This is a genomic window from Pseudomonas chlororaphis (assembly GCA_001023535.1).
Classification (GTDB): Bacteria; Pseudomonadota; Gammaproteobacteria; order Pseudomonadales; family Pseudomonadaceae; genus Aquipseudomonas; species Aquipseudomonas chlororaphis_E.
In genome coordinates this window covers 1,274,902-1,286,997 of sequence record CP011020.1, presented here as the reverse complement: position 1 = coordinate 1,286,997, position 12,096 = coordinate 1,274,902, and the positions used below count along the sequence as shown (strand labels likewise).

Annotated in this window: 11 protein-coding genes; 7 read left to right on the top strand and 4 right to left on the bottom strand. The window is 64.3% G+C overall.

What is annotated here, in order from left to right:
- Positions 1-7 precede the first annotated feature (7 nt).
- The 5 genes from VM99_05545 (at position 8) to VM99_05525 (ending at position 6,077) form a co-directional block, all read left to right on the top strand.
- Positions 8-1,180 carry a polymerase gene (locus VM99_05545; GenBank protein ID AKJ97543.1) on the top strand — a complete coding sequence of 391 codons (1,173 nt, stop codon included), beginning with the start codon at positions 8-10 and terminating at the stop codon, positions 1,178-1,180.
- Between the two features lie 15 nt (positions 1,181-1,195).
- A complete protein-coding gene (locus VM99_05540; GenBank protein ID AKJ97542.1) occupies positions 1,196-3,001 on the top strand; it encodes a lipid transporter ATP-binding/permease in 1,806 nt (601 codons plus the stop codon).
- A gap of 210 nt (positions 3,002-3,211) precedes the next feature.
- Positions 3,212-3,916, top strand: coding sequence for a sulfotransferase (locus VM99_05535; GenBank protein ID AKJ97541.1), 705 nt, complete (start codon positions 3,212-3,214; stop codon positions 3,914-3,916).
- Entirely contained in the window at positions 3,909-4,511 is a 603-nt protein-coding gene (locus VM99_05530; protein ID AKJ97540.1) for an adenylylsulfate kinase, read from the top strand. Before VM99_05535 ends, VM99_05530 begins: the two co-directional genes overlap by 8 nt.
- 144 nt (positions 4,512-4,655) lie before the next feature.
- Complete coding sequence (locus VM99_05525; protein AKJ97539.1) at positions 4,656-6,077, top strand: heptose 1-phosphate adenyltransferase; 1,422 nt, start codon at positions 4,656-4,658, stop codon at positions 6,075-6,077.
- A gap of 82 nt (positions 6,078-6,159) precedes the next feature.
- On the opposite strand, the gene VM99_05520 is transcribed toward VM99_05525, so the two are convergent.
- The 4 genes from VM99_05520 to VM99_05505 form a co-directional block, all read right to left on the bottom strand.
- Positions 6,160-7,125, bottom strand: coding sequence for a metal ABC transporter ATPase (locus tag VM99_05520; GenBank protein AKJ97538.1), 966 nt, complete (start codon positions 7,123-7,125; stop codon positions 6,160-6,162).
- Positions 7,126-7,158: 33 nt separating this feature from the next.
- Positions 7,159-7,971 (bottom strand): aldo/keto reductase, encoded by an 813-nt coding sequence (locus tag VM99_05515; protein ID AKJ97537.1) that lies wholly within the window; start codon positions 7,969-7,971, stop codon positions 7,159-7,161.
- Complete coding sequence (locus VM99_05510; GenBank protein AKJ97536.1) at positions 7,968-9,143, bottom strand: FAD-dependent oxidoreductase; 1,176 nt, start codon at positions 9,141-9,143, stop codon at positions 7,968-7,970. Before VM99_05510 ends, VM99_05515 begins: the two co-directional genes overlap by 4 nt.
- A 208-nt stretch (positions 9,144-9,351) precedes the next feature.
- A complete protein-coding gene (locus VM99_05505; protein ID AKJ97535.1) occupies positions 9,352-9,684 on the bottom strand; it encodes a multidrug DMT transporter in 333 nt (110 codons plus the stop codon).
- Positions 9,685-9,786: 102 nt separating this feature from the next.
- Between VM99_05505 and VM99_05500 the strand changes: the two genes are divergently transcribed.
- Together VM99_05500 and VM99_05495 are read left to right on the top strand one after the other, a co-directional pair.
- On the top strand, positions 9,787-10,677 hold the full coding sequence (locus VM99_05500; GenBank protein AKJ97534.1) for a LysR family transcriptional regulator: 891 nt from the start codon (positions 9,787-9,789) through the stop codon (positions 10,675-10,677).
- 22 nt (positions 10,678-10,699) lie between these two features.
- Positions 10,700-11,980: a 3-deoxy-D-manno-octulosonic acid transferase gene (locus tag VM99_05495; GenBank protein AKJ97533.1), complete on the top strand. Its 1,281-nt coding sequence runs from the start codon at positions 10,700-10,702 to the stop codon at positions 11,978-11,980.
- Positions 11,981-12,096 lie beyond the last annotated feature (116 nt).

Sequence of the window (12,096 nt, the reverse complement as noted above, 5' to 3'; positions counted from 1 at the left end):
GCGATAGATGCACACAACACGTTGGGCTCAGGGATGGCTGGCCCTTGGCTTGTTATGGTTTTTGCTGGCGATAGCCCTGGCACCGACCAATAAAGTCTATCAACAGGGGTTGGTTGCGTTCGTCTGGTTGCCGGCGATCGTCTTCGCCTGGCCGGCCCGTCACCGGTTGTTGGAGGTGTGGCGCGCGCAGCGCCTGATGTACACGGCATTGCTGGGATTGATGGCCTGGGCGTTGATCAGCCTGGCCTGGTCCGAGGCGGCGGAGCCGGTGCGGGAAGTCAAACGGTTGCTCTATATCCTGGTGTTCCTGTTGTTCTTCCCGATTCTTGCCGATGGCCGGCCTGAGCGAGTGATGCGCCTGATGCAATGGGGGGGCGTGGGGCTTGCGCTGACGGCCTTGATGGCCATCGTCCAGTTCTACGGTATCAAGCACAATCCATGGAATACCCGTCTGGAAGGGTTGGGGGAGTTGTCCCATCCGATCCTGGGCGGCTACGTGATCGGTTTGACGGCAGTCTGGATGCTCCACTGGGTGCCTCGGCGTATCGGGCTGCAGGTGCTGTGGGCGGTGGCCCTGGCTTTGCTCGGGGTGTTCGTGGTGATGAGCCAGAGCCGTGGTGCGGCGCTGGCGTTGCTGCTCAGCGTCCTGGCCATGCCGATCTACTGCCGTGACCAGCGCGCCCGGGTGATCGCGGCGGCAACCCTGGTGCTGGCAATGTTCACCTTCTGGCTGCTCGAGCCGCTGGTGATGGCGCGCGGCGCTTCCTATCGGCCCGAGATCTTCATGTCGAGCCTGCACATGATCGCTGAACACCCATGGGGTGGGCTGGGAGCGGGGGCGGACTACCGGGTGCTCAGCAACGGCATGACATTCGATCACGCCCATAACCTGTTCAGTCATATCGCCATCCTGCTCGGTTTGCCTGGGCTGCTGTTGTGGTGCATCGTCTGGTTCGCCGTGCTGCGTGAAGCCTGGCGAACCCGGGACAGCCTGCTGGGCCGGGGCGTGCTTGGCATGTGGGTGTTCTCGTTCCTGGCGATGCAATTCGATGCCTCGAGCCTCACCGGAACGCCACGCGCCGAATGGTTCATCAGCTGGCTGCCGATCGGCCTGGCCGGCGTTTTGACCTGGGCGCGGGCCAAGTCCGGCGGCTGTGATAAAATTCCGCGTTCTTCCTAACCAGTGAGCTCGACGATGAGTGACGCACCGCCCAAAGCGGAACAGGATTCCAGCCTGAAGATCTATTTTCGGCTGCTGGGATACGTCAAACCCTACGCGGGCATTTTCCTGCTGAGTATCGTGGGTTTCGTGATATTTGCTTCCACCCAGCCCATGCTGGCCGGGATCCTCAAATATTTCGTCGACGGCTTGAGCAACCCCGATGCGGTGCTCTTCCCTAACGTGCCCTACCTCAAGGACCTGAAACTGTTGATGGCGGTGCCGCTGCTGATCATCCTGATCGCGGCGTGGCAGGGCCTGGGGTCGTTCCTGGGCAACTACTACCTGGCCAGGGTGTCCCTGGGGCTGGTCCACGACTTGCGGGTCGAGTTGTTCAACAAGTTGCTGGTGTTGCCCAACCGCTATTTCGACACCCATAACTCCGGGCACCTGATTTCCCGCATCACGTTCAACGTGACGATGGTCACCGGGGCCGCCACCGACGCCATCAAGGTGGTGATTCGTGAAGGCCTCACCGTGGTGTTTCTCTTCATGTACCTCGTGTGGATGAACTGGAAACTGACGCTGGTGATGCTGGCGATCCTGCCGCTGATCGCGGTCATGGTCAGCAGCACCAGCAAGAAGTTTCGCAAGCAAAGCAAGAAGATCCAGGTGGCCATGGGCGACGTGACCCATGTCGCGTCCGAGACCATCCAGGGCTATCGCGTGGTGCGCAGCTTCGGTGGCGAGGCCTACGAGCAAGAACGCTTTGCCCGTGCCAGCCAGGGCAATACCGATAAGCAGTTGCGCATGACCCGCACCGGCGCGGTCTATACGCCGATGCTGCAACTGGTGATCTACACCGCCATGGCGGCGCTGATGTTCCTGGTGCTGTTCCTGCGCGGCGACGCCACGGCCGGTGACCTGGTGGCCTACATCACCGCCGCCGGCCTGCTGCCCAAGCCGATTCGCCAGCTCTCGGAAGTCAGCTCCACCATCCAGAAAGGCGTGGCCGGTGCCGAGAGCATCTTCGAGCAACTGGACGTCGAGCCGGAAATCGATTCCGGTACGGTCGAGCAGGAGCGTGTCAGCGGTCGCCTGGACGTGCGCAACCTGAGCTTCACCTACCCCGGTGCCGACCGTGAGGTGCTCAAGGACATCAGCTTCACTGCCGCCCCTGGGCAGATGATTGCGCTGGTGGGCCGTTCGGGCAGCGGCAAGTCGACCCTGGCGAGCCTGATCCCGCGTTTCTACCACCACGAGGTCGGCCAGATCCTGCTCGACGACGTGGAGATCGAAGACTATCGCCTGCGCAACCTGCGTCGGCACGTCGCCCAGGTGACCCAGCATGTCACGCTGTTCAACGACACGGTGGCCAACAACATCGCCTACGGCGACCTGGCGGGAGCGCCCCGGGCGGACATTGAAAAAGCCGCCGAGGATGCTTATGCGATGGACTTCATCGCCCAGTTGCCCAATGGCCTGGACACCGAAGTGGGTGAAAACGGCGTGCTGCTGTCGGGCGGCCAGCGCCAGCGCCTGGCGATTGCCCGGGCCCTGCTCAAGAATGCGCCGCTGCTGATTCTCGACGAGGCGACGTCGGCGCTGGATACCGAGTCCGAGCGGCATATCCAGGCCGCGCTGGACCAGGTCATGAAAGGCCGTACGACCCTGGTCATCGCGCACCGGCTGTCGACCATCGAGAAGGCCGACATGATCCTGGTGATGGACCAGGGCCGCATTGTCGAGCGCGGCACCCACGGCGAACTGCTGGCCCAGAACGGCTACTACGCGCGTCTTCACGCCATGGGGCTGGATGCGCCAGCCCATAATATTGCCTGACCCTCAGGCCCGCCCCGGTGCCGATGTCGGTTGGCACCGGCCCACGGTGTAAGGGCGGGCTTGTCCCCTCGGGTTTGTATCGAAGCCGTTACCAGGCTTGACCAAACCACCATAAAACGGCGACCCGCGCTTGGTAAGGTTTTGCCCACAGAACTTTCCTGAACGCACTTCAGCGATCGAGGGGGCCATCCTTCTCGCGTGGGTATCCGAATGCTGCAACGCTATCTCTGGAAGCTGCTGCCCAAGGCGCAGCGGTCCTTTCTGTTGGGGCGCCTGTCGGTGGTCGACCGCCAGGTCGTGAACAAGTCGATGTCGGCCAACTGCCATTTCCCCGAAATCTTCGCCGAGCGCGCCTGCCTGTTCATCCATGTGCCAAAATGCGCCGGCAGTAGTGTTTGCGCCGGCTTGTTCGAAGGCTATACCCCCGGACACCTGCCGTTGTACTGGTACGAGCAACAGTTTGCGCGGCAGTACGCCGACAGCTTCAAATTCGCTTTTGTGCGTGATCCGCTGGAGCGGGCATATTCAGCCTATGCTTTCCTGCGGGGCAATACGCTGGGGCAACGCGATCACGCGGCGCAGGCAATGGTGAGGCATTACCGCGATTTCGATGACTTCGTCGCCCGCTGGCTGCACCCGGAAAACATCACCCGGCAACTGCATTTCGCTGCCCAGACGGATTTTCTCACCGACTCCCTCGGCCATCTGGCGATGGATTTCATCGGTTATCAGGAACACCTGGGGCGCGATTATCGCCAGCTATACGAACGTCTCGGCGGCCGTGCGACCTTGCCCCATGTGAACCGCTCGCAGCAGCGCGCCGCGGTGCCGGTACGGGACCTGTGCTCGGTACGCACGCGCCGCCTGGTGCGGCGGGTGTACCAACGTGACTATGAGATGCTCGGCTATGAATGAAACGTCAAAGGTATTGCAGGCGCAGATACGTCCTTGCGCGCCGGCGCTCACGCCCCAGGATCGGGCCGCGATCAAGGCCCAGCGTCCACGCTGCATCTGGCTGACCGGGCTGTCCGGGGCGGGCAAGTCGACGCTGGCCAATGCCTTGGAGGTACAGCTCAACCGGCAGGGCCTGCACACGGCCCTGCTCGATGGCGACAACCTGCGTCAAGGGTTGTGTCGAGGCCTGGGCATGGATGCCGAGTCACGCAAGGAAAACATCCGGCGCATCGGCGAGGTGGCGCGGTTGATGGTGGATGCCGGCCTGATCGTCATCGTCGCGGCGATCTCCCCGTTTCGCGCCGACCGCGAGACGGCCCGGCAGTTGTTCCCGGAAGGCACCTTCGTGGAGGTCTACGTCAGCACCCCCCTGGACGTCTGTGCCCAGCGCGACCCCAAGGGCTTGTACCGCGAAGCCCGCGCCGGGCGAATCAAGAACTTCACCGGGCTCGACAGTCCCTACGAAGCTCCGCTCGCCCCGGACTGCCAGATCGACACCAGTGAAACGGCGTTGGCCCAGGCCTGCGAGCGGTTGTCGGCGTTGCTGCAACGCTGATCGGGCGGGCAAACTTGCATCGCGTCGCGCCTCCGAATGGGGGCGCGCATCGACGAGTGAAAGTAGTGGCACACAGCCATGAATCAGCCTTCACCAACCCTGTGCTAATATCGCGCCCCTGTTCATTTTGTATGTGGGATCTCCATGAAGTTGTCCATGCCGCGATTCGATCAAGCCCCTGTATTGGTGGTCGGCGATGTCATGCTCGACCGCTACTGGCATGGCGGTACCTCACGGATTTCCCCCGAGGCACCGGTACCGGTGGTGAAGGTCGAGAACATCGAGGACCGCCCCGGTGGTGCCGCCAACGTTGCCCTGAACATCGCCGCGCTGGGCGCACCGGCTTCACTGGTGGGCGTGACCGGCGACGATGAGGCCGCCGACAGCCTGACCAACAGCCTCAAGGGCGCGGGCGTGCGGGCGACCTTCCAGCGCATTGCGCACCAGCCGACCATCGTCAAGCTGCGGGTCATGAGCCGTCACCAGCAACTGCTGCGCATCGACTTCGAAGAACCGTTTTCCACCGATCCCCTGGCCCTCGGCGGGGAAGTCGAGAGCCTGCTCGATGGGGTCAAGGTGCTGGTGTTGTCCGACTACGGCAAGGGTGCGTTGAAAAACCACCAGGTGCTGATCCAGGCCGCCCGTGCCCGTGGCATTCCGGTCCTGGCCGACCCCAAGGGCAAGGATTTCTCCATCTACCGTGGCGCCAGCCTGATCACGCCGAACCTCAGCGAGTTCGAAACCATCGTCGGCGGTTGCGTCGATGAGCACGAGTTGGTGAGCAAGGGTGCCCAGCTGATGCAGGATCTGGACCTCGGCGCCTTGCTGGTAACCCGTGGCGAGCACGGCATGACCCTGCTGCGTCCCGATCATCCGGCGTTGCACCTGCCGGCCCGGGCCCGCGAAGTGTTCGACGTGACGGGCGCCGGCGACACCGTGATCTCCACCCTGGCGGCGGCCATCGCCGCGGGTGAGGAACTGCCCCATGCGGTGGCCCTGGCGAACCTGGCGGCGGGGATCGTGGTCGGCAAGCTGGGCACGGCGGCCATCAGCGCCCCGGAATTGCGGCGTGCCATCCAGCGCGAAGAAGGCTCCGAGCGCGGTGTGCTGGGCCTGGAGCAACTGCTGCTGGCGGTTGACGATGCCCGAGCCCATAACGAGAGAATCGTCTTCACCAATGGCTGCTTCGACATTCTTCACGCGGGCCATGTGACCTACCTGGAACAGGCCAGGGCCCAGGGCGATCGTCTGATCGTCGCGGTCAATGACGATGCCTCCGTGAGCCGTCTCAAGGGCCCGGGCCGGCCGATCAACAGCGTCGACCGGCGCATGGCGGTCCTGGCCGGGCTGGGGGCGGTGGACTGGGTAATCAGCTTCAGCGAAAGCACGCCGGAAAACCTGCTGCGCCAGGTCAAGCCGGATGTGCTGGTCAAGGGCGGTGACTACGGGATCGACCAGGTCGTGGGTGCGGACATCGTCGCGGCCTACGGCGGCACTGTGAAAGTGTTGGGGCTGGTGGAGAACAGCTCGACGACGGCGATTGTGGAGAAGATCCGCAACAACTGATGCGTCAGGCAAAGCGCAGAATCTGTGGGAGCAAGCTCGCTCCCACAGGGCCCATTGTCCAGCCAGAAAATGGGCATCAGGTTTAGCGAGCCGTCTTGCGCGGCACGATCTTCTTGAACAATTGCCGGGCCTTGCCCTTCAGTCGGGTCAGTCCCGATTCCTTGCCCGGTGGCGCCAAGCCTTGCTGGCGCAACCAGTCCTTCCAGCGAATCCGCTCGTCACGCACCAGCCAGCCGTCCTGCCGGGCAAAACTTTCCGCCAGGTACAGCCCCCGGGTGCTGGCCGGGTATAACTGGTCCTTCTTCAAGGTATACAGCTCCGGCAGCGGTTGCCCATCCTGCAGCGGCATCAGGTACAGATCCGGCCTTTTGCGGTCCAGGCGCGCCACCAACTGGTCGCCCTCCAGGCGCTCATCCACATGGAACAGGCTCAGGGACTTGGCTTCCTTGGGCACGTCCAGGCGCAGGTCATAGATCAATTGCAGGGACGCCGTGGGCAGGTGCACATAGGCCCGAGGCCGTTCGATCAGTTGCAGGTTCGCGCTGCGCACCGGCCTCGCGGAGCCCGACAGCGGCGTCAGGCGGAACGGCAGGGCTTCGCGATAGTGCAGGGCGCTGGCGTAGGGGGCCGGCAGCCAGGTGTCGTTGAAGCGTCCGCCGAGCCAGCCTTCCGGGGTTTCCAGCAGGCATTCCTCGGCGATTTCGCTGATGGCGGTGAGCAGCGGCAGGTTCAGCTCGTGGGCCGGGACGTAGCCGGAAATCAACTTGAGCACCACATCGCCACGGTCCTGCCGGCGCTGGCGCACCAATACCCAATAGTCACGATTCTGCCAATGCACGGTCAGGCGCACCGAAACGCCCAGGTTGGCCAGCTCCAGGGAAAAGCGTTCGGCGTCGGCCACGGTGACAGGACGGCGGCGCTGCAGGGTCTGGGCGAAATTCATCGGCATCCCGACGCTCTGGTAAGCCAGGCCTTCGGGCGTCGCTTCGACAAACAGGGGCAGGGTCTTGAAGTTGCTTGGGTTCTTGCGGATGAGCGTACGCGGCATGTCGACTCCTTCTTCATGCCGCGTCAAGCGGCGTCAGTTCTCACGCAGGACCTTGGCAACGGTCGCGACGTTATGGGCGAGGTGCAGCGGATTAATGGTGCCGACAATAGCACTGGCGACCCCAGGATGTTCAAACAACAGTTCGAAGCTGGCCCGGACCGGGTCCACGCCGGGGCTCAGGCAGACATGGCCGCTGGCCAGGGCTTTCTTGACCAGGATCGCCTTGCCGTGAGCGTTGGCGTAGTCAATGACCGCCTTCTCGGCCTGTTCGTTCAGATTGTAGGTGACCATCGCGCAATCGCCTTGCTCCAAGGCTTTCAAGCCGCCTTCGACGGTCTTGCCGGAAAAACCGAAGCCGCCGATCTTGCCTTCGCGCTTGAGCGCCGCGAGGGTCGGGTAAACCTCGCTGTCGTTGAGAATCGCCAGGTCATTGCCGTCGGAATGCACCAGCACCAGGTCGATGTAGTCGGTTTCCAGGCGCTTGAGGCTGCGTTCCACCGAGCGTCGGGTGTGGGCGGCGCTGAAGTCGTGGCGCGACTGGCCGTCGCTGAATTCCTCGCCGACCTTGCTGACAATCACCCAGTCCTGGCGCTGGCCGCGTAGCAACGGGCCGAGGCGTTCTTCGCTCTGGCCGTAGGCCGGCGCAGTGTCGATCAGGTTGATGCCCAGGTCGCGCGCCAGCTTGAGCAACATGCGCGCCGCCTCGTCATCGGGGATCTGGAAGCCGCTGGGGTACTTGACGCCCTGGTCGCGGCCGAGCTTGACCGTGCCCAGGCCCAGCGGCGAGACCTGGGGGCCGTTATGGCCCAGCGGCCGGTAGAGGTCGTGCAGGGTCGGTTGGCTCATGGCAGCAGTTGCTCCCACGCCGGGACGCCCATGGGCGGTTTCGGCAACGCCGGCAACGGCGCCGCTTGATGGGGTTCGACACCGTCGCGTTGCAGCGCGCTGATCACCCGGTCGGCGAAGTCCGGGGCCAGGGCCAGCTTGGTCGGCCAGCCCACCAGCAGGCGATCCTGCTCGGCGAGAAAGGCGTTGTCCGGACGGGTCAGGCCGGTTTGCAACGGTTCGGCGCGGTCGACCCGCAATGTGGCCCATTGCGCGGTGCTGAGGTCGATCCAGGGCAGCAACTGGCCGAGCTCTTTCTGGGCGGCGGCGATCTGCGCGGCGGGCTCGCGGGCCACGCCATCGCCTTCGGCGAGGTCGCCTCCCAGGTACCAGACCCACTGGCCGTCGGCGGCCGGGTGGGTGGTTACGGTGACGCGCGGCTTCGGCCCGCCTCCCAGGCAGTGGGCGTAGAGTGGCTTGAGGCTCGGTCCCTTGACCAGGACCATGTGCAGCGGTCGGCGCTGCATGGCCGGCTGGTCCAGGCCCAGGGCGCCGAGCAGGTCGGCGGTGCCGCCGCCGGCGCTGAGGACAATGCGCTGGGTGCGGATCTCGCGGTCGTCCACCTTCAAGCCCACCAGTGCGCCGCCCTCGCGCAACGGCTCGATGCGCTGCCCGGCCAGCAAGCTATCGCCGGCCAGCTCCGCCAGGCGCTCGATCAGGCTGGGAACGTCCACCACCAGTTCGGCCAGGCGATAGACCTTGCCCTTGAAGCGCTTGTCTTGCAGGGCCGGCGGCAGTTGTTCGCCCTTGACCTGGTCGACCCGGCCGCGCACGGCCTTGCTGGCGAAGAAACTGGTGAGGTTGCCGGCCAGGGTGCCGGGGGACCAGAGGTAATGGGCATCCGACAGCATGCGCACGCCGGAGAGGTCCAGCTCGCCTTCGCCCTTGAGGGCTTCACGCCAGCGGCGCGGCATGTCGGCGATGGCTTCCGAGGCACCGGTCAGGGCGCCGTGCAAGGCGTACTTGGCGCCGCCGTGGATGATGCCCTGGGATTTGACGCTCTGCCCGCCGCCGAGGCTGGCGCTCTCCACCAGCACGGTCGAAAAGCCCAGGCGACGTAGACGTGCATTGAGCCAGAGGCCGGCGACTCCAGCGCCGACAATCAGAACGTCGGTGGAAATAACGGATGGCATGCAGCGACCTCAGTGAACAAGACGAGGGCGCAGTATACAGACTCGATGCTATTGGGATTTGTTGAGCATCAACATCAAAGGCGGCTGCCCCGTGGCGAGGGAGCTTGCTCCCGCTTGGGTGCGAAGCGCCCACCAGGAAGACCGCGTTGCGGCCCAGCGGGAGCAAGCTCCCTCGCCATAAAAAGCTGTTCACCGCAGGTTTGTGTGTTCAGTGCCCGGCCGTCTTGGAGAACAGTTGAATCACCACCACCCCCAGCACAATCAGCGCCATCCCCAGCATCGCCGGTACATCCAGCTTCTGCCCATAGATGAACAACGCCGCCACGCTGACCATGACGATCCCCATCCCGGCCCACACCGCGTACGCCACGCCCACCGGCACCGTGCGCACCACCAGAGTCAGCATCCAGAAGGCAATGCCGTAGCCGGCGATCACCAGGATCAGGGGTAGAGGTGTGCTCAGGCCTTTCACCGCTTTCATCGAAACGGTGGCGATCACTTCCGCGCAAATGGCGATAGCCAGGTAGTAGTAAGCGTTCATGGGCAGTCCTCGGTCAGCGTTGCGTCTTTCGATGGCGCCATTCTAGAACCTGGGCAGATGCGGTAAAGTCATTACCTATCTGTATAAGAGATAGGTTGCGCCATGCCTGTGCAGTGGAATCTGGAACAAATACAGTTATTCGTGGAAGTCGCCGAGAAGCGCTCGTTTTCTGCCGTGGCACGGGACCGGCGCAAAGCCCAGTCGGCCATCAGCAGCGCGATCGCCTGGCTGGAAACCGACCTGGGGGTGAGCCTGTTCGAGCGCAGCAGTGGCCGGCAGCCGACGCTCACCGAGGCCGGCGAGGTCTTGCTGGAGGAGGCTTGGGAGGTCTTGCATCAGTGCGAGCGCCTCAACGGCCGGGCACTGGCGCTGATGCGTGGCCAGGAAGCCTCCCTGCGTCTGGCCCAGGACGAAGCCATGCCGTATCAACCGGTCATCGACAGCCTGGCGGCGCTGGCCGAGCAATTCCCAACCCTTGAGGTGCAACTGGCCAGCGCCGCCCAGGGCGACGTGGCGCGCAAACTGGTGGAGCGCCGCGCGGACCTGGGGTTGTTGTTCTACCACGACCAGATCCCCGAAGCCCTGGAGCGCCGCGTGTTGGGCAGCGTCGAGATGGTCACCGTGTGCGGCAAGGGGCATCCGCTGGCCAGCCACGCCTATGTGTCCTGCCGAGAGATGGCCCGGCACCGGCAGTTGCTGATGGCGACCCAATCCAGTGTCTACCCCGGCAGCGAGCAGGCCAGCCCGCAGGTCTGGCGCGCCGACAGTTTCTATGTGTTGGCCGAATGGCTGAGAAGTGGCCTGGGGTGGGCCTGGTTGCCACGGCACGTCGTGCAGTACCCGGCGTATTTGGGCGACATGGTGGAGCTCAACAGCGAGTGGACCCCGCCGGCCCTGGTGGTGGAGCTGGTCTGGCGCCGCGACGAACCTTTGGGGCCGGCGGCGCGCTGGCTGGCGGAACGTTTTGCCGTGCAGTTGCAGGCGATCGGCTGAAAAACCGATAAACTCCGCCGCCATGAACAGAACTCTCTATAGCGCATTGTTTTATCTGGGGCTGCCACTGGTAGCGATTCGGCTGTGGCTGCGGGCTCGCAAGGCGCCGGCGTATGCCCGGCGCATTGGCGAGCGTTTCTCTCGGGGGCTGCCGGCGATGGCGCCGGGAGGGATCTGGGTCCATGCCGTTTCGGTGGGCGAGAGCATTGCCGCCGCACCGATGATCCGCGCCTTGCTGCAACGTTATCCACAGTTGCCGATCACGGTCACCTGCATGACCCCGACGGGATCGGAGCGGATCCAGGCGTTGTTCGCCAACGAGCCGCGCATCCAGCACTGCTACCTGCCGTACGACTTGCCGTGCGCGGCCAGGCGTTTTCTCGACCAGGTGCGTCCGTGCCTGGCGGTGATCATGGAAACCGAGTTGTGGCCCAATCACATTCACCAGTGTGCCCGCCGGGGCATTCCCGTGGCGTTGGCGAATGCGCGATTGTCGGAGCGTTCGGCCCGAGGCTATGCGCGCTTCCCCGGGCTCACTCGGCCGATGCTCGCCGAGATGAGCCTGTTCGCCGTCCAGACCGAAGCCGAGGCCGAACGTTTCCGGCAACTGGGCGCCCGGACGGAGACCGTCGAGGTCACGGGCTCGATCAAGTTCGACCTGGCCATCGACCCGCAACTGCTGGAAAACGCCGGCGCCTTGCGGCGTCAGTGGCAAGCCATGGAGCGCCCGGTGTGGATCGCTGCCAGTACCCATGAAGGGGAAGATGAGGTGGTGCTCGACGCTCACCGCCGGCTGCTCGACAGTTATCCCGATGCGTTGCTGATCCTAGTGCCGCGTCATCCCGAGCGCTTCGACGCCGTGCACCAGCTCTGTGAAAGTCAGGGCTTCGCCACGGTCCGGCGCTCCAGCGCGCAACCGATTACCGCCCAGGCTTCGGTCTTGCTCGGCGACACCATGGGCGAGCTGCTGTTTCTCTATGCGTTGGCCGACAGTGCGTTTGTCGGTGGCAGCCTGGTGGCCAACGGCGGACACAACCTGCTTGAGCCGGCGGCGCTGGCGAAGCCGGTGCTCAGCGGGCCGCACCTGTTCAACTTCCTCGACATCGCCGCGCAATTGCGCAGCGCCGGTGCGTTGCAGGAGGTCGAGGATGCCGAGAGCCTGGCCTTGGCGGTGCAACGGCTGTTCGAGCTGCCCCGCGATGCCCAGCGCATGGCCGAGGCGGGATTGAAGGTGATGCGGGCCAACCAGGGTGCGTTGCAGCGGTTGCTGGACGGGTTGGGGCGGTTGATTTCCGACCGGTGATCGTTGCCTTTGGCGAGGGGATTTATCCCCGCTGGGGCGCGAAGCGCCCCCTTTCAAGCCATCTGACACACCGAGTTGTCAGGTTTGGGGCTGCTACGCAGCCCAACGGGGATAAA